Origin of the sequence: Flavobacterium sp. DSP2-3-1 (assembly GCF_049896865.1) — a bacterium.
Classification (GTDB): domain Bacteria; phylum Bacteroidota; class Bacteroidia; order Flavobacteriales; family Flavobacteriaceae; genus Flavobacterium.
Map to the genome: position 1 here is coordinate 146786 of NZ_JAFCVD010000004.1, position 20007 is coordinate 166792.

Annotated in this window: 15 protein-coding genes; all 15 read left to right on the forward strand. The window is 34.5% G+C overall.

Translation table 11 applies throughout. The features are described 5' to 3' along the window. Window position 1 precedes the first annotated feature (1 nt). The gene (locus tag ACP7AT_RS06265; RefSeq protein ID WP_426063623.1) at window positions 2-613 is read left to right on the forward strand and encodes an acetyltransferase; all 612 of its coding nucleotides are present in this window, start codon (window positions 2-4) and stop codon (window positions 611-613) included. Beyond that, window positions 606-1757, forward strand: coding sequence for a DegT/DnrJ/EryC1/StrS family aminotransferase (locus ACP7AT_RS06270; protein WP_426063475.1), 1152 nt, complete (start codon window positions 606-608; stop codon window positions 1755-1757). The genes ACP7AT_RS06265 and ACP7AT_RS06270 overlap by 8 nt, the downstream gene beginning before the upstream one ends. 548 nt (window positions 1758-2305) lie before the next feature. Next, entirely contained in the window at window positions 2306-4210 is a 1905-nt protein-coding gene (locus tag ACP7AT_RS06275; protein WP_426063624.1) for a polysaccharide biosynthesis protein, read from the forward strand. 742 nt (window positions 4211-4952) lie between these two features. After that, a complete protein-coding gene (locus ACP7AT_RS06280; protein WP_426063476.1) occupies window positions 4953-5744 on the forward strand; it encodes a polysaccharide biosynthesis/export family protein in 792 nt (263 codons plus the stop codon). 9 nt (window positions 5745-5753) lie between these two features. Continuing rightward, a complete protein-coding gene (locus ACP7AT_RS06285; RefSeq protein ID WP_426063477.1) occupies window positions 5754-8111 on the forward strand; it encodes a GumC family protein in 2358 nt (785 codons plus the stop codon). A 397-nt stretch (window positions 8112-8508) separates the two neighbouring features. After that, the gene (locus tag ACP7AT_RS06290) at window positions 8509-10935 is read left to right on the forward strand and encodes an SLBB domain-containing protein (RefSeq protein ID WP_426063478.1); all 2427 of its coding nucleotides are present in this window, start codon (window positions 8509-8511) and stop codon (window positions 10933-10935) included. A 169-nt stretch (window positions 10936-11104) separates the two neighbouring features. Continuing rightward, a complete protein-coding gene (locus ACP7AT_RS06295; RefSeq protein WP_426063479.1) occupies window positions 11105-12166 on the forward strand; it encodes a lipopolysaccharide biosynthesis protein in 1062 nt (353 codons plus the stop codon). Between the two features lie 159 nt (window positions 12167-12325). Continuing rightward, entirely contained in the window at window positions 12326-12730 is a 405-nt protein-coding gene (locus ACP7AT_RS06300; protein WP_426063480.1) for a sugar 3,4-ketoisomerase, read from the forward strand. After that, entirely contained in the window at window positions 12720-13148 is a 429-nt protein-coding gene (locus ACP7AT_RS06305) for a sugar 3,4-ketoisomerase (protein ID WP_426063481.1), read from the forward strand. The genes ACP7AT_RS06300 and ACP7AT_RS06305 overlap by 11 nt, the downstream gene beginning before the upstream one ends. Next, entirely contained in the window at window positions 13132-14124 is a 993-nt protein-coding gene (locus tag ACP7AT_RS06310) for a 3-oxoacyl-ACP synthase III family protein (protein WP_426063482.1), read from the forward strand. Before ACP7AT_RS06305 ends, ACP7AT_RS06310 begins: the two co-directional genes overlap by 17 nt. 15 nt (window positions 14125-14139) lie before the next feature. After that, a complete protein-coding gene (locus ACP7AT_RS06315; protein ID WP_426063484.1) occupies window positions 14140-14826 on the forward strand; it encodes an SDR family NAD(P)-dependent oxidoreductase in 687 nt (228 codons plus the stop codon). Then, a complete protein-coding gene (locus tag ACP7AT_RS06320; RefSeq protein ID WP_426063485.1) occupies window positions 14823-15755 on the forward strand; it encodes a hypothetical protein in 933 nt (310 codons plus the stop codon). The genes ACP7AT_RS06315 and ACP7AT_RS06320 overlap by 4 nt, the downstream gene beginning before the upstream one ends. Then, complete coding sequence (locus ACP7AT_RS06325) at window positions 15752-16858, forward strand: DegT/DnrJ/EryC1/StrS family aminotransferase (protein ID WP_426063486.1); 1107 nt, start codon at window positions 15752-15754, stop codon at window positions 16856-16858. Before ACP7AT_RS06320 ends, ACP7AT_RS06325 begins: the two co-directional genes overlap by 4 nt. 38 nt (window positions 16859-16896) lie before the next feature. Further along, entirely contained in the window at window positions 16897-18354 is a 1458-nt protein-coding gene (locus ACP7AT_RS06330) for an O-antigen translocase (protein WP_426063487.1), read from the forward strand. Between the two features lie 3 nt (window positions 18355-18357). Continuing rightward, window positions 18358-19887: a hypothetical protein gene (locus ACP7AT_RS06335; protein WP_426063488.1), complete on the forward strand. Its 1530-nt coding sequence runs from the start codon at window positions 18358-18360 to the stop codon at window positions 19885-19887. The last annotated feature ends 120 nt before the right edge of the window (window positions 19888-20007 follow it).

The window sequence follows — 20007 nt, forward strand, 5'->3', positions numbered from 1 at the left end:
TATGTATTTATTTGGCGCCAGTGGGCATTGTAAAGTTATAATCGACATTATAACTTCTTTACAAGATTTAACGATTAACGGAATAGTTGATGATTATCCTAATCAGGAAGAGCTTTGTGGCATCCCTGTTTTCAATACAAAGAGTGTTGGCACTTTTTCGGATAAACAGTTTATCGTGTCGATAGGAAATAACAGAACTAGAAAAAAAATTGTTAATTATTTGTGTGCCATTTATCCAACTGCAGTGCATTCTCAAGCCATCGTCTCCAAACGGGCAACTGTTGGCGAGGGTACGGTTATTATGGCAGGTGCGATAGTAAATTCAGATGCGTTCATCGGAGAGCATTGTATAATCAATACTTCGGCTGTAATTGAGCACGATTGCAAAATTGCTAACTTTGTGCATGTTTCACCTAATGCATCCGTAGCAGGAAATGTTACAATTGGCGAAGGAACGCATATAGGAATAGGAGCATCAGTGATTCAAGGAATCAAAATTGGAAAATGGTCAACAATAGGCGCCGGAGCAGTACTCATTCATAATGTCCCTGATTACGCAGTAGTGGTGGGGAATCCAGGTAAAATTATAAAATACAACGTAGAATATGAATAAATCAAAAATATGGCTTTCCTCCCCTCACATGGGCGGGAGTGAGCAGAAGTATGTACAAGAGGCTTTCGATACGAATTGGGTAGCCCCACTTGGACCGAATGTAACCGGTTTAGAAAAAGATTTAGAGAAATATTTATCTAAGGGTGAAGTTGCTGTTGGTGTTTTAAGCTCTGGTACAGCAGCCATTCACTTGGGTCTGGTTCTATTAGGTGTGACCTCAGGGGATGAGGTGATCTGTCAAAGTATGACGTTTTCTGCTTCAGTTAATCCTATTTTTTATCAGGGGGCAACTCCAGTTTTTGTTGACAGTGAATTGGATACTTGGAATTTATGCCCAATAGCGTTGGAAGTAGCCATTAAAGACCGTATCACAAAAGGTAAGAAACCTAAAGCCATTATAGCAGTTCATCTGTATGGTGTGCCCTTCCAAATTGAAGCGATTAGGGCCGTTGCCGATGAGTATGCAATTCCTATTTTAGAGGATGCTGCCGAGGCCTTGGGCAGCAGCTATAAAAGGAGGAAATGTGGCACTTTTGGAGATATTGGGGTTTTGTCCTTTAATGGAAACAAAATCATTACCACTTCAGGAGGAGGAGCCATTGTAATGCCTACTGTAGCTTTAAAAGAAAGGGCTATTTTTTTTGCTACTCAATCCAGAGATGATGCACCACACTACCAGCATAGCGAAATAGGATACAATTACCGCATGAGCAACGTTTGTGCCGGTATTGGTAGAGGCCAAATGGAAGTTTTAGACGAACATGTTGTTCAACGCAGGGCCATGCATGATTTTTATGTCACTGTTTTTAAAGATGTACGTGGTATTACTGTGTTTACCGTACCTAATAATGATTATTTTGCTAATTATTGGTTGAGTGCTGTATTGGTTGATCCTGAAATGGCGAATGGAATGACCAGAGAAACGATGCGATTGGCACTAGAAGCTGAAAATATTGAATCCCGACCGTTATGGAAACCAATGCATTTGCAACCTATTTTTCAGCAGTGTCCGTATTATGGAAAAAAAGTGGCTGAAACGCTGTTTGAAAATGGACTCTGTCTGCCGTCAGGTTCCAATTTAACGGAAGAAGACAGGAATAGAATTCAGAGTGTTTTGGCCAAGTTGTTTGGTCAGAAGGCATAGTTTATTTTCTATTATTATTAGTGATTCTTGTAACTCACTACGTTTAATTTTTTAAACACATCGAATCATAGTTTTTAAGTATTTCTATTAAGACGTTTAACTTTATATAGTAAATCATACCTTTACGGACTCAGAATTGAGTTATTCGATTCTTTTTTCTACGTTTTGATATGGCAGTTACTTAAGTCGAAGTTGGTGTTTTTATATCTTTTTTGAAATTCTTAATTTTATTTAATTACACAGATCGGTTATTACTAATTGTTTCGATTATCACTTAGCAGCCTGGCTTATTAACGATCTACAAGAATAAAAAAATAAAAAAAAACCATTTGTTGCAATTGTTAAACTATGAGTTATACGGTCAGTGTGTTTTATCGTTTGTATGTAAAAAAAGTGTTTGTTTGAGACTTTATTTTATTTCCTATATTTGATTTTTATTCATTATTCAAGACGTATCACTTTAAAAAAGATAAATTACTTTGAGTACTCCTGTAAATAAAAAAGCAGCACAGTTTGTTACTGACGTTTTTTTCAAAACGAACCTTAGATTGAATATTCATAATTTGGGTTATTTGCCCCGCTGGATCATTGTTGGCATTGATTTGATGGTTTTGCTGTTATCGTTCTTTTTTACTTTTCTTCTCTTTAAAGGTACAGGTTTGGATTATATAACGACGCCTCATACTATCATTTTCATCAGTTCTTTTTTTGGAATAAATTTGTTTTTTTTCTGGCTATTTCGCACGTATTCCGGAATTATCCGACATTCTTCTAATATTGATGCGGTTAAATTATTGTTTTCACAATCGGCCGTTTTAATTGCTTTTCTTGCTTTTAATTTTTTACACGAGATTATCCTTGGCACAAAAGCCTTTTTGAATACTGCTATTTTTATCAATATTGTTCTTTCTTTTTGCGGCTTGTTTTTATATCGAGTTGTGGTCAAGCAAACATTTGAAGTATATTTTTCTGAAAAGAGCAATTCAGAATTAATACGAACTGTCATTTACGGAACCGATGCCAATGCAATATCGGTTGCTAACGCGTTAAAATTTGAAACACCTTCCCGTTTTAAAATTGTGGGATTTGTCGATAAAAAAAATAAGAATGCTTCCAAACGCATGTTGGATCTTCCTATTTTAGTGCAAAAGAAAAAGTTGCCTGCTTTGATGCGTTCGGTAGCAGCGGAAGGCGTTATCATTGCTGATAAGGGATTGTCAAAAGACGAACAACTTATCATTGTAGACCAGTGTTTGGAATACAATTACAAGGTTTACACCGTACCCTTAATTTCGGATTGGGAAAATCAAAAAGAGATTTCCCAAAAAGTAAAGACCATTCAAATTGAAGATCTTCTTGAAAGAAAACCAATTATATTGGACAACAAGTCCATTTCAAATCAGTTGAAAGGCAAAGTAATATTGATTTCGGGAGCGGCCGGTTCTATAGGGAGTGAAATTGCTCGACAGGTTTTGCTATTTGATCCTAAAAAAATCATTATATTGGATCAGGCTGAAACGCCGTTGCACCATCTCAAATTAGAAACGGACAGTATTGTTACCCGTGCCAAAATCCGAACCGTTATTGGAGATATTAGAAATCGAGCAGCGATGGATACGCTTTTTGCAACTTACCGTCCCGAAGTTGTTTTTCATGCTGCTGCTTATAAACACGTGCCGCTGATGGAAGAAAATCCTTGTCAGGCAATTTTCACCAATATAAAGGGGACTAAAAATTTGGCTGATTTAGCTTGTTTGTACGATGTCAAAAAATTTGTAATGGTATCTACCGATAAAGCGGTAAACCCCAGTAATGTAATGGGTGCCAGTAAAAGAATTGCTGAAAAGTATGTACAATCCCTGCAGTTTAAAGACCAAAAAGAGAAAGGATCTAATGCTACTAAATTTATTACTACCCGTTTTGGAAATGTGTTGGGTTCAAACGGTTCTGTTGTCCCTTTGTTTACCAAGCAAATCGCCGAAGGCGGCCCACTTACCATTACTCATGTAGATATCATCCGTTATTTTATGACTATTCCTGAGGCTTGTCAATTGGTTTTGGAGGCTGGAGCGATGGGGAATGGCGGTGAAATTTATATTTTTGATATGGGTAAACCAGTTAAGATTATTGATTTGGCACGAAAGATGATTAAATTAGCAGGATTCATTCCGGATAAAGACATCAAGATTGATATTGTTGGGTTGAGACCTGGGGAGAAACTATATGAAGAGTTGCTAAATGATACTTCAAAGTCGATTGCAACGCATCATGCTAAAATTATGATTGCACAAGAAATTCAGGAAGAGTTTGAATCGCTGCATGTCGATATTAATGAATTGATTCGTCTGGCAGATTTGTTTGCCAATGATGCGATAGTGGCTCAAATGAAGAAGATAGTACCTGAATTCAAAAGTATGAATTCGGCTTATGAAGTGTTAGATCAAAAAGATTAACTTTTTTTGGATTGATTTCATTTTTTTGTTAAAGCAACAGTAACTTGGATGCAATACATCTTGCTCGCTTTTAGGACTAATTTTAGATTTTGAAAACTCCTCGTATGTGCTGGGAGTTGTTTATTTTGGCCATGGATTTAGCGGATTTTCACTAATTGAAGAAATAGATTTAATACGCTCTGAGGATTGTAATTGACTTTTAAAATATGTTCGGAAGTGATAGTGGCTTCTGATTTGGGGCACGGATTAATAGAATTTAATCTTTGAACTTATGGCAGAAAATAAATATAACTCGCTTTGCTGCTTTTTATTAGAATTTCCAGTTCTTAGTTATTGATGTGGAATAGTAATTTTCAACAAATATTTTTACAGATTGCAATACATTAAGTTGGCTTGTATTGCATATTTTTATTGAATTAACAGGCACAGTTGCTAAGTAGTTTTCGTTACTAATTTTGGCTACATATTTTAATTGATTGAATAAATAAATTTTTCCCGTTCTGCGATATGTTGTAAAATTTTAAAATTGTTAACTGGCATTAGTAATTGCTGTTTTTAGGCACGAATTTTATCGATTACAGCCTTTACGAACCGCCTAGTGAAAATAAATCTGCCAAAATCTTTTGAATTGGTAGCAAAAGAAGTTTTTCTACACTGATAGTCTCAAAAAAAATATTAAATAAAACTAATTACATCCAACGTGTTAATGTATATATTTGCCCCTTTAAAAAAATAAAATTACATGAAATACTTTTTTTTACTAAAAAAAACAATTCCATTTTTGTTTTTAGTGTTATTTTTCTCTTGCGCTTCAAAAAAAGACATCATTTATTATCAAGACATTGATACATTACAGTCGCAAGAAAAATCAACATCGTATGAAATTAAAATACAACCCGATGACTTATTGATGATTATCGTGTCTGCGGAAGACCCTGAAATAGCCATTCCTTTTAATTTAACTACTTTATCAATACCTACAGCTGACAGACCAGATGCTATTGGACAACAGTCGACACAATTATATTTGGTGGATGCTAATGGGTTTATCGATTTTCCTATTGTGGGGAAGTTAAAAATAAGCGGATTCACTCGTTCGGAAGTTCTTAAAATCCTGCAAGACAAAATTGCTATGTTTATCAAAAATCCAATAATCAACCTTCGCATTATGAATTTTAAATATTCGGTTCAAGGTGAAGTTACTGCTCCAGGAACTTACAGTGTTGCTTCCGAAAGAATTACGTTGATTGAAGCCTTGAGTAAAGCAGGAGATCTGACAATTTATGGTAAAAGGAATAGTATTTTAATCATTCGGGAAATTGATGGAGTCAAATCCTATAATAGAGTGGATATCACCAAGACGGAATTTATCAATTCTCCGTTTTACTATTTGGCACAAAATGATGTCGTGTATATAGAACCCAATAAGAGTAGAATCAATTCTGCAGCAGTAGGACCAAACACCGGGGTAATTATTTCTATTTCCTCTTTGCTGATTACTTTAATTACCTTAATTATCACCTTTTCAAAATAAATAGTTTCAATGGAAAATAACATGTTAAACGAAAATCAAGAACAGGATTTTCAACTAAAAGCTATTGTTGATCAATATGCTTCCCACTGGAAATGGTTTGTCTTAGGTGTTTTTTTTAGTTTATTAATCGCATACATTTATCTTAGATATTACACGCCGCAATACCAGGCTGCTACTACTATTTTAGTAAAAGATGAAAAGAAGGGGGGGATGCTTTCTGAACTTTCAGCTTTCGCTGATATGGGTATAGGGGGCGGTATTAAAAATAACTTAGACAATGAGGTAGAAATTTTAAGATCAAGAACATTAATTGAAAGTGTTGTAAAAAAATTGAATTTGAATACGGCTTTTATTGTTGAAGGAAATGTAATAAAAGCTGAAGTATACCAGAATTCCCCTATTATGGTCAATTTTATTGATCAGAAGCCTGGTTTTTTTGAAAATAAAATGGAGTTTAAATATGTAGCAGTGACATCCAATACCTTTGAGCTGGATGATTTATCACCGGAAAAGAGAATTTTAATTGATAATAACAACGTATTTAAGCATGGTCAGCCTATCAAAACAAAGTACGGTACTTTAATTATTAATAAATCGCCTACACATTCTCAAACAATTGCTGACAATAATATTACAATTATAATCGTACACTCTCCTCTTGAGAACACAGTGGAAAGTTTCAAATCAAGATTAAAGGTTAATCCATTAAGTAAAACAAGCAGTGTCGTTGAAATCTCTTTAATTGATCCCGTGTTGACCAAAGCGGAGGATTTCTTGGATATTCTGGTGCAAAACTATAATGAAAATGCTGTGGCGGATAAGAATTTAATTTCTGAAAACACTTCAGAGTTTATTGCAAACAGATTAAAATTAATTACTGAAGAGTTGGAAGGCGTAGAGCAGGACGTTCAGAGTTTTAAAAATAGGAATCAGTTAACGGATATCGAAACGGAAGCGAAGCTTTTTATTGAAGGTTCAAGCGAGTATGATAAAAAAGGGGTAGAAGCAGATATCCAATTGAATATTATCTCTTCGATGTTGGACTTCATGAAGAAAAGTAAAAAATCGGACCTGTTGCCTGCCAATATTGTCAGTGGTGAAGCAACAGAAATGATTGGTTCGTACAATCAATTGGTTTTAGATAGGAATCGAATTATGAAATCGGCAACCGAAGCTAATCCAACTGTTATTAAAATAGACCAACAACTGTCATCTTTAAAATCTAGTGTGGCTTCGAGTTTGAGTCGCATGCAATCAAATTTAAGCATTCAAAAGAGAAATTTGAACAGTCAGGAAGGATTTTTGAATTCTAAATTGGGAAAAATACCAGTGCAGGAACGTCAGTTTAGAGTTATTGCCAGACAACAAAAAGTAAAAGAGGAATTGTATTTGTATTTGTTGCAAAAAAGGGAAGAGACCGCTATTTCACTGTCAGCAACAGAACCTAATGCCAGAGTGATTGATGCTGCCAAAGGATCAAAGATTCCGGTGGCTCCGAAAAAAAACATAATTTATTTGGCCGCATTATTATTAGGTCTTCTTGTTCCATTTGGAATTATTTACTTGATGGATTTATTGGACACGAAAATAAAAAGTCGTTTGGACTTAGAAGGCAAAACATTAATTCCATTTATAGGCGATGTGCCTAAATCCGGTAGTCCTTCGGAAATCATAAAATCAGAAAGCCGCAGTAGTTCGGCAGAGGCGTTGCGAATCATCCGAACGAATTTGGAATTTATGCTAACGAAAGTTCCGGAGGGTCAGGCTAAAACTATTTTTTTAACGTCTACTTTTCCAAAAGAGGGCAAGACTTTCGTTTCGGCTAATCTGGCTGCGACTTTCGCCTTGTCTGGTAAAAAAGTATTATTGATTGGAATGGATATCAGAAACCCAAGGTTGGATGAATATTTGACATTGCCGGATCGTGGATTGACTAATTATTTGACTTCTAAAGATTTAGTCTTGGGAGATTTAATTGTTAAACATGATGGATTTGATGATTTTCATGTATTACCTGCAGGTGTAATACCTCCTAATCCTGCAGAGATGCTAATGAATAAGAAAGTGGATACACTTTTTGAAATTGTAAAAAAACAATACGATTATATAATAGTGGATACGGCTCCGGTCAGTTTAGTAACCGATACGTTATTAATTGCTAAATATGCAGATTGTTTTATTTATGTGGCTCGTGCTAATGTATTAGAGAAACGCATGCTGAATATTGCCAACACCTTATATAAAGAACAAAAATTACCAAATATGTGCTTACTGCTTAATGATACCGATTCTACGAAAGGTTATGGATATGGGTACGGTTATGGTGTAAAAGTTGAAAAAGAGCCCTGGTATAAAAAAATACTCTAATTTAATAAATTTATTGTTTTAGTTTAATTTTAAGTAAAAGTTTACAAATTATTTTTTTGTAAACTTTTTTTTATTTAATAAGTAGATTAGTTATAGAATTCACAGTTTTTGGTCATGTTAATACAATTAATTTTATTTTTGCCGCAATTAAATATGTGAGTTTGTTATTGTTACTAAAATGTAAATTAAAAAATCAATTTTTGATGTACATTTCCTACTGAAACGATAGATTTTCCTTTATTTTTACTTTAACTTTGTAAAAATCTTGAAAAGATGGTAATCTGCTATGTGGATTGCAGCGGCGAAGCCGTATCCTATGGCGAATGAAAACTATTTTTAAAAACATCAATATCATCTCATCACGCACGACTGTTAGTCTTAAAACTTTAAAATAATTATGAAAAAAATACTTATTGCAACAGTATTTGTATTATTGATGCTTCATACTTCTGGTGTTTCGGCTCAGGATTTGTTTGTCGGCACCGATTTAGGTTCAATTCAAGTAGATAATTTATCCAATGCGGATATCGTCAAGTTAAAAAATCAATTGCAAGCCAACAGTATTTCGGTTGCTCAAGCGGAGCAGCTGGCATTGTCAAAAGGAATGTCAGCAAATGAATTTCGTAAACTTAGAATTCGTTTGGAAACTGTTTCAGATACTCCCAGTTCAGACAACAGCAGTTCTTTGAATGGTACCGTTGATTCCAAAGAGCTCACCCGAAAGCAAGAAAAAATTAGTAATATAAAAGTTAAGGATACTTTAAATGCCTTAATTTTCGGATCTGAACTGTTTGATACTCCCACGTTAAATTTTGAACCCAATTTAAAACTGGCCACCCCTGTGAATTATGTTTTGGGACCTGGCGATGAATTGCAAGTAAGTGTATATGGTGTGCAGGAATTTACTGCGTCGGTGCCAGTTACAATGGAAGGTAAAGTTAACATTCAATATGTTGGCCAAATTGCTGTTTCAGGAATGACTATTGAAGCGGCCACTCAAAAAATAAAAGCAGCCATTGCTCGTGTTTACAGTACTGTAGCCTCTGGGCAATCGCAAGTAGGTATTAGTCTGAATCGAATTCGAACTATACGAGTAACGATCATAGGCAGCAAACAGCCGGGAAATTATTCCATTTCTTCTTTGGCTACGGTTTATAACGCGTTATTTTTGGGTGGTGGCCCTGGGAAGAATGGCAGTTACCGAAATATTGAGTTGTTGCGAAATAATGTTGTCTATCGCAATGTCGATTTATATCGTTTTCTTGTGAATGGTGACCAATCCGATAATGTCGGGCTAAAAGACAATGACGTCATCCGAATCCCAGCCTATAATCAAAGGGTTACTGTAGAAGGGCAAGTCAAACGTCCCGGAATTTTTGAAATGAAGAAAGGAGAAACCTTTTCTAACTTGCTTACTTTTGCTTCCGGTTTTAATGAATTTGCCTATACTGCATCTGTAAATGTGTTGCAAAAAACAAATAAGGAATTTAAAGTAACGGATATCAAGGAGTCTGAATTTGATAGTTATAAACCCCTTTCCGGAGATGTGTTCCGAGTTTCTAAAATTTTAAACCGCTTCGAAAACCGAATTAAAATAGAAGGCGCTGTTTTCAGGCCCGATACCTATTCTTTTTACGAAGGGATGCGCGTTTCTGACTTAATCAGTAAAGCAGATGGTTTAAAAGAAGATGCGTATACCAATAGGGCGAGAATTATTCGATTGCAATCGGATTTGACTACAGAAATTGTCAATGTCAATTTGGATAAGGCTTTAATCGGTGATCTTGATTCTGATATTCCTTTAAAACGGGAGGACGTGATCACTGTATATTCTATTTTGGATTTTGAAGAAGAACTCAAGATAACCATTGATGGTGAGATAAAAAAACCAGGAATATACCAATATTATGATAATTTAACATTGAATGATTTATTAGTGCAGGCTGGTGGTTTAACAGGTTCGGCTTCTAAAAGAGTTGAGGTCGCGCGAATGATCATTTCAGAGGAAATTGATGATACTAATCCCAATAAAGCAGAATTGTTTAACATAGAAATTATTGCGGGCAACAATGAACAGGCAAAAAACTTTACTTTGCTTCCTTTTGATGTGGTTAATATCCGAAAAATGGCGGTGTACGATAAACCGGAGATGGTTACGGTAACCGGAGCTGTACATTATGCCGGAAAATATGTGTTGGCAAACAAAAAAGATCGCGTATATGACGTTATTCAAAGAGCAGGTGGATTGACCTCCGTTGCCAATGTAGAGGGAGTGAGAATAAAAAGACCTATTCAGGCAAAACAAATAGAAGATTTGGAAAATGTGAATCTAAACTTAGGTAAAAAAGATAGTATCCAAGCCAAATTAGAAAAAAAATTAAAGGAGGACTTAAAATATGCTACCATTCCAGTAGATTGGAAAGCAATTGTGAAAAATCCAAAAAGCAGTACCAATGTCACTTTATTTTCTGGCGATGAAATAGAAGTGGTCGCATTTAATGAAGGCGTAAAAGTTACTGGAAATGTCTTATTGACTTCAGAAATTCCCTATGATGGTGGCAAAGGATTCAATTACTATGTGAACGCCGCAGGAGGTGTTGATGCAAAAGGTTGGAAAAAAAAGGCGTACATCATTTATCCAAATGGGAAAGCGGCAGTGGCACATTCATTTTTATTTATACGATCTTATCCTAAAGTCACTCCCGGTTCACAAATTATAGTGCCTGAAAAACCTGAGACAAAAAAAATGAGTACGGGCGAGTTTGTTAGTATAGCTGGAGTATTGGCGAGTTTGGCAGGGGTTATAATTGCGATATTGAGGTAATAGTTTTCACCAACCAGTATTTAAGGACCAGTTTGCAGGTTACTAATCTCAATCGTTTTACACCAACCCAATAGGAAGAAAAATAAAAACATACAACGGACTTTTATCGACACTACTTAAAATACACATTTTAATAATAAATAAAATACAAGCGTAAAATCTTGAAAAAATGAACGAACAAAACGACCAAATTACGTTAAAAGAATTAATCGAGAAGGGTAAGGAATGGTTCTTCTATTTGCTTTCTCAATGGAAAATACTTTTCCTGATGGTTCTTATAGGAAGTTCTTTGGGTGTCGCCTACTCTTACATTAGGAAGCCAATATATACTGCCACGTTATCTTTTGCGCTTGAAGATGAAAAATCAGGAGGCGGATTAGGAGGTGCTATTGGATTAGCGAGTTCCCTTGGTTTAGATCTTGGTGGCAGCGGTGGCGGAAGCGTTTTCGCAGGAGCAAATTTGACGGAGTTATTTAAATCTCGCTCGATGGTGGAGCAAACTCTACTAACTTCTGTTTTAGCAGGTATTGATACGATTTCTTTGGCGGAGATGTACATTAGAAATGAAGGATGGAGAGATCAATGGAATGATAAACCCAAGTTTAAGGATATACAATTTATTCCAAATACCGACCGCAAGTATTTTACACGCGTGCATGACAGTATTCTTGGTGTAGTATATAGCGATTTGTCTAAAAATGGCCTAATGGTTGCCCAAAAAGATAAAAAAGTTTCTATTATAAGCATTGACGTAATTTCTACTAATGAATTGTTTGCCAAGTATTTTTCAGAAGCCCTGGCGAAAAAAGTATCGGATTTTTATGTTGATTCTAAAAGTAAAAAGTCCAGATTGAATATGGCTATACTCGAAAGGCAAACGGATTCGATTCGTCGGGAACTTAATGGAGCGATTACCGGAGTAGCGATAGCAAACGATAATACTTTTAATTTAAATCCGGCCTTAAATGTTCGTCGTGCCCCTTCCGCAAGAAGACAGGTTGATGTTCAGGCTAACACTGCTATATTGACGGAGCTGGTCAAACAAACTGAATTGGCTAAAGTTACCCTGCGAAAAGAAACTCCTTTAATACAGGTGGTGGACCGTCCTATTTTACCTTTGCCTAAGGAAAGATTCGGGAAAGCAAAAGGGATTATTTTAGGCGGAATTTTGGCTGGTATGCTAACAGTATTGGTATTGGTTATTAGACGAATTTTGAAAGAATTAAAATAGTCGGAGTTTTCAATTTATTCAATCTGTTTTAATTCAATCCTAATTTGAAGAAAGATTAATTTTTTTTGATACCGATAAAATTAATCGATAGAGATAAGATAAATTTAAAAATTAATAAATAATGCAGGTGTATAATTGAAAATTTGAAATCAAAATACGATGAAACCAATACTTATTGACTTTCCAAAAATTCAAGATCCCAGAGGTAATTTAACTTTTATGCAAAATCCTAGTCAAATTCCTTTTGAAATTCAAAGGGTTTTTTGGACTTATGATGTTCCTGGTGGTGGAATTAGAGGAGGGCATGCTTATTTTAAGCAGCAAGAAATCATTGTGGCCTTAAGCGGAAGTTTTGATGTTTTTATTACCAATTGTAATGGCACTACTGAAAAATTCTCCCTAAACAGAAGTTATTATGGTCTTTATTTACCAGCTAAAACGTGGAGGCACATAGAAAATTTTTCTACAAATGCTCTCGCATTACATGTTTCCAGTGAGCCTTTTTCTCAAGAAGATTACATCAGAGATTTTGAGAATTTTAAAAAGTTGCCGAATGAATACTAAAAATAGTGTTTTTGAGTGTAATCTTTTGCATTTAAAACAAATTGGCGATCGAAATGGTCATATCACCGCTGTTAATAATAATTTTGAAATTCCTTTTGATATAAAGAGAATTTTTTATTTATATGATATTCCAGGTGGCGAATCTCGAGGAGCACATGCTCATAAAGATTGTCATCAGTTTTTAGTCGCTGGAAGTGGAAGTTTTGAAGTTTTATTAGATGATGGGCAAACAAAAAGGCAGGTTTTGTTAAACCGTCCCGATTTAGGTTTGCATATTCCGCCCGGAATTTGGGCTTCTGAAATCAACTTCTCCAGTGGTTCAATTTGTTTGGTATTAGCTTCCCATGAATATAATGAAAGTGATTATATACGGAATTTTGACGATTATAAAACATACATAAATGAAGCAGTTGGTTAGAACAGTTAAGATAATTGGTACAGGAGCTTATGTTCCTGAAAATAGAATTGCGAATTCAGATTTAGAAAAAACAATTGATACTAACAGTGAATGGATTTTTGAAAATTTAGGGATACATGAACGGCGTATAGCTCAGGACAGTCAGTGTACAAGTGATCTAGCGGCATTAGCAGGTGAAATGGCTATTAAAAATGCCGGATTGAATAAAGATGATATTGAATTGATTATTGTAGCTACTTCGACTCCAGATCGTTTAGCACCATCAACTGCTTCGATTGTACAAGATAAACTACAGGCTTATAATGCGGTAGCATTCGATATAGCAGCTGTTTGTAGTGGTTTTTTATTCGCAATGTCTGTAGCTTCTCAATATATTGCCAGTGGCGTTTACAGTAATGTTTTGGTGATTGGGGCAGATACATTCTCTAAAATTATCGATTGGAAAAGAAGGGATGCCGTTTTTTTTGGAGATGGTGCAGGTGCTGCGGTTTTAACCAGTGCTTCAGAAAATGAAGGGTTTTTAGCTTACAGGTTATATACTGACGGAAGGGGTAAATATGAGTTTACGATTCCAGCAGGTGGTTCTGAATTTCCAGCCAATCAAAATACGATAGATAATAATTTGCATTATTTCCAAATGAATGGCAAAGCAGTTTATGATACCGCCACAAAAGTATTACCCATTGCAATAAATCAGGTATTAGCGGATACCAATTTAACTATAGCCGACATTGATTTGATGATTCCTCATCAGCCAAGTATTAAAATACTTCAAAAAACAGCTGAAATTTTAGGGTTGCCTTTTGAAAAAGTAATGACAAATATGGATAAATATGCGAATACTTCCGGAGGAACCATTCCTATTTTATTGCATGAAACATTTCAATCCGGTAAAATAAAAAAGGGATCTACTATTTTATTTGCCGCGGTTGGCAGTGGATGGACTTATGGGGCAGCGATTATTAAATGGGCGTAATTTAAAAATAATTATATGATTATAATAACAGGAGCCTCTAAAGGCATTGGAAAGTATTTGTGTGAAGAATACAGCAAAAAAAACAATGATGTTTTTGGAATATATAATTCTACTTTTACAGAAAGTTTTCATCCCAAAACAGTATTTTTTAAAGTAGATACCACAAAGGACAGTGAAATCAAAAGTTGGATTGAGCAAAATCAACACGATCTAAAAGATATTACTTTGATTAATTGTGCTGGCATTAATTATAATTCATTTGCGCATAAAGCAGACATCCAAAAATGGAGAGAAGTTATTGAAGTTAATTTAATAGGCACTTTTAATATGATCAGTAGTGTGCTTCCTTTCATGAGGGAACAATCATTTGGAAGAATTATAAATTTTGGTTCAGTTGTGGCAGCATTGCCATCGCCTGGAATTAGTGCCTATGCGGCTTCTAAGTCGGCACTCTTTGGTATGTCTAAATCAATAGCGGTAGAGAATGCAAGTAAAGGCATAACTATAAATAACATTAACTTAGGTTATTCTGAGTTGGGAATGATCAGTGAAGTACCGGAGAGATTTTTAGAAGATATTAAAAAAAGAATACCCTCCAATAAATTGTGTAAGCCATCTGACATTTTTAACACTATCGAATATTTGCGTAAGACTGAATACATCAATGGTACGGAAATTAATATTAATGGTGGCATTATATGATTTTAGATTTAATTTTTGCAAGAAAAGAGATTCTTTATCATTACTCTCCATTTAGCTTTTTTCCTAAGCCCGATAAGGAAAAAATATTTCAGCATAGTATAGTCAATGAAATAGAAAAATATCTTGTTGATGAAACTGTACAGACCTTACAAATTGATGTTTTAGGTGAGCAACATTTCTTTATTGTAAAATTTTTAAAATGGGATTCGGATTATTTTAATTTGCCGACCTATAAATTATTATATGTTTTATATGCCCATAAGGATTATAAAATATTAAAAAGTGCGACAAAAATTTTTGTACAGGATTTTTTTAAAAAGAAAGGCAAGTATTGTTTTTCCGAAATTCCAAGCGAAGATATATTCACTATTCAGGCCTTAAACGAAAGCGGATTTAAATTAGTGGAGAATAGATTAACTTATTATTTGGATTTAAAAAAGTATTCCTATGAAAGATATGACGTACGATCTGCAGTATTGGAAGACATCCCAAATTTAAAAAGAGTTGCCAGAGAAATGCGAAATGATTATGATAGGTTTCATGCTGAAACCGTATTTGATTTGAGTAAGGCCGATGAATTCCTAGCAACTTATATAGAGGAATCTGTAAAGGGATTTTCTGATTTCACTATGGTCCCTTCAACAACAGGAGTTCCTTCGGATGCCTTTTTGACTGCGAATTATCTTTTTAACGATTGGGATGCTATTGGTGAAAAAGTTTCTAAAATGGTGCTTTCTTCAGTTTCCTCAGAAACATGTAAAGGTTGGTATCTTAAACTGATTAGTGAAATGGCCTATCATTTAAAATCAATTGGAGCGGAGTATGCCTTCATGCATCCTGCAACAACTAACAGAGCAGTAATTCATACTTACGAGAAGCTAGGATGCAAGTATGGTAAATGCATACATATATTAACATTTACATCATGATTAAATTTTTAGATTTACAAAAAATAAATGCACAGTATGCTGCAGAATTGAAACAAGTTGCCGCTGATGTTATTGACAGTGGTTGGTATTTACTGGGAGAACGGGTAAAAGAATTTGAAAAAAATTTAGAGGTTTTTCAGGAAGGCGGTCATTCAGTAGCAGTTGCTAATGGATTAGACGCTTTACGATTGATTTTTAAAGCCTATATCGAATTGGGTGTGATGGAAGCTGGTGACGAAGTAATTGTTCCTGCCAATACTTATATCGCTTCAGTATTGGCTGTTACGGACAATAACTTAGTGCCAATTTTAGTGGAGCCAAATTTAACTACTTTTAATTTAGATATCAATTTAATTGAAAGCAAAATTACTTCAAAGACCAAAGCCATAATTGTGGTCCACTTATATGGTTGTGTTTGTTGGAATGAAGAGTTGGAAATACTGGCAAAAAAGTATAATTTAAAACTAATTGAAGATAATGCTCAAGCAATTGGAGCACGTTGGAAAGGTGTAAGAACAGGGAACTTGGGTGATGCTGCTGGTTTTAGTTTTTATCCTGGTAAAAATTTAGGTGCTTTAGGCGACTCAGGAGCTGTAACTGCAAAGGATCCAGAATTAGCAAAAGCGATTCGTACCTTGGCTAATTATGGTTCAGCTGAAAAATATGTTAATCAATATCAAGGATTAAACAGTAGAATGGATGAAATGCAGGCTGCATTTTTGAATGTCAAACTGCGTTATGTGGATACGGAAACAAAGCGCCGACAAAAAATAGCAGATTATTATTTGAAAAACATAAAAAATTCTAAAATAATACTCCCACAAGCTGGGAATGCGGATGAACATGTTTGGCATCTTTTTGTGATTCGAACTGCTGATCGTAATAAGTTGCAGTATTATTTAAAGGAAAATGGTATTCAAACATTAATTCATTATCCCATTCCGCCTCATCAACAAAGTTGTTATTCCAGTTTATCCAGCATCTCTCTGCCAATTACCGAGCTGATTCATACTGATGTACTAAGTTTACCAATAAGTCCTGTGATGAGTACAGAAGAAGTGGAGAAGATGGTAGAAGTTTTAAATAACTACGCAGCTGTATAGCAGTTATGAGTGAAAATCAATCCTCTTATCGAAATATAATGAAAGCCACTTCCATATTTGGAGGAGTTCAGGTTTTTACTATTTTAATATCTATTATTCGTTCTAAATTCATTGCCCTTTTTCTTGGTTCTGTTGGGATGGGAGTGGTAGGATTACTTACTTCGACAACAAGTTTGATAGGCGGAATTACTAGTTTCGGACTAGGAAGCAGTGCCGTAAGAGATGTATCGGCTGCCAACAGTAGTGGGGATAATTCGCGTGTTGGTTTGGTTGTAAATGTTCTAAAGAGATGGGTTTGGGTAACAGGGGCTGCAGGTACATTGATTGTTTTGGTGCTCTCACCTTGGCTGAGTCAGCTTACTTTTGGAAACAGCAATTATATTTGGTCTTTTGCCTTAATTTCAATCACATTGTTATTCAATCAGCTCAATGTAGGACAATTGGTCGTGCTGCAAGGAATGCAGAAAATACAATATTTAGCAAAGGCAAGTCTTACAGGTAGTGTTATTGGTTTAATAGTGACGGTTCCTTTGTATTACTTTTTTGGTGTAGACGGTATTGTTTCCACTTTAATTATAGCATCAATGGTTTCGTTTGCTATTTCTTGGTATTTTGCGAGAAAAGTTGAAATCACCAAAGTTCAGTTGACTAAGGCATTAGCTTTTTCCGAGGGGAAAAACATGCTAAAAATGGGTTTTATGATTAGTCTTACTGGTTTATTTGTAACTGCGAACACCTATATAATTCAGTTGTTTATTAGTAGTAGAGGCGGTGTTGGCCAAGTTGGGTTGTTTACTGCGGGTTTTGCTATTATAAATACCTATGTTGGATTAGTTTTTACTGCTATGGCTACCGATTATTTTCCAAGATTATCGGCAGTAGCGTCATCAAATGAGTTGTGTAAAAAAACCATTAATCAACAAGCTGAGATTTCTATTTTGATTTTAGGACCTATTATTATGATGTTCTTGGTTTTTATCAAACTAATAATTATTGTTTTATACTCCACTAAATTTGTAGCTATTGAGCAAATGGTTTTGTGGTTAGCAGTAGCTACATTTTTTAAGGCAGCGGCATGGTCTATTTCATTTATATTATTAGCTAAGGGAGAATCGAAATTGTTTTTTTGGAATGAGCTTTTTGCTAGTGCGTATGTCTTGCTATTTGACTTAGCTGGTTATTATTTTTGGGGATTAACAGGTTTGGGAGTTTCATTTTTTGTAGCTTATTTTATTTATTTTTTCCAAGTTTTTATCTTAAGCAAAATTAAATATCAGTTTTCATTTGACAGTTCCTTTTTAAGAATTTTCGCTACTCAGTTTTTATTAGCGATTAGTTGTTTTGGAGTAGTACAGTTTGTTGATAAGCCTTTTTCCTACGTGGCGGGTTCTATTTTGATTTTATGTTCAGTTTGGAATTCCTATATTGAATTGGATAAGAAGTTGGGAATCAAGACGGTTTTGAATAATTTTTTGCATAATAGAATAAAAAAATAAATTATGGAAACTTCTATTCAAGAAATTCAAAATGTTTTTGATAAAATCAAATTATTAGCATTAAAAGAATTTGATAATAAAAATTACGAACTCTCATTACAATATATAGAAGCAGCCGCTCATGTCGCATATTCTTTTAACTGGAAGTATGCAGATGAAGTTTTAGAAAATCTTATGGTTGCGATTTCTGATGTAATTATTGCTGAAAGATCAGTTTTTATCCCAATTCAAGGAAGGATTGTTTTTTATGACGTGTTTGCATTAGACAACAGAGGATTGACACAACAATACTTGCGTGCTTTGATTAGCTGGGGAGTCGAATTGCTATTTATTTTTGAAGGAGATGATTTGTCGCATTCTAAACAAATTATGAGTGAGATTAAATCTTACTCAAAAGCAGAGTTGTTTGTGGTAGATCACTCTTTAACAAAAACTGAAAAAATCAACTGTATTTATAATAAAATTATTGATTTTAAACCTGAAAAAGCATTTCTTCATCTAAACCCTTCCAGCGTTGTAGCTATCAGTGTTTGGAACAGTTTAAAAGAGGTTGCACGATATTTGGTGAATTTAACCGATCATGCTTTTTGGTTGGGTACAAAATGTATTGATTACTCCCTAGAATTCAGGAATTATGGTTGTACTGTATCCTATGAGAAAAGAAATTTGTCTGAAGATCAATTGCTTATTCAGCCTTATTATCCAATAATGCAATGTAAACCGTTTATTGGATTTCCTTCACAAATAGCTGATGATGCTATTAAAATATTTACAGGGGGATCATATTATAAGATGTACGGCAAGTCAGATTTTTTTTTAAATTTATTAAAACTTCTTATAGAATTAGATTCAAAAATTGTAATACTATTAGCAGGACACGGACATGATGGCCCAATAAAACAATTTATTTCAGATAATAAATATGAAAGACGTTTATTTTTATTAGGTTCTCGACCTGATATAACCCATGTTTTTGAACATTGTGATATTTATTTAAGTACTTATCCCTTGACCGGTGGATTAATGGGACAATATGCAGCATCTTTAGCCAAGCCGATTTTATCCTACACATCGGATGATATACCATCTAATTTTGCCGAGGGGTTCATAAATTGGAATACTAATTCGGATTTTAAAATTACCCACACAACTTTAGATTCTTTTACAGCTGAAGCTTTAAAAATGATTGAAAGTAAATTCTACAGGGAAAAAAAAGGGAACGAGAATAAGAAACACATTATTACAGAAAAGGAATTTTCAGAGCATTTGAGAAATTTAGTTTCTTTGAATAGAATGGAAAACCCGTTTGTAAAAGAAGTTATTGATTATAAGGTATTTTTAGACCTGTACATAGAAAACGAAAATAAATACCTGAAACAATTTAATTACCTGATTGTTTCTCAATTTAAATTTCAGTCATTACTGTTATTTCCCAAGCAATCCATATCGTTTATTTTTTCCGCTAAAAGCTGGACAATTATTGGAAAGTTTTTTAATAAAAGAAAGGTCGATTTTAATATGAAAAACGCCTAAAATAATAGTAATTAACCTGTTAGGTATAAACATTTTTTGATGATAATTTTAGTCTGTTCAAATGATTTTCTAAATGAAATTATAAGGAGATTAAAAAAGTTTTATTAAAAACGGTTCTTG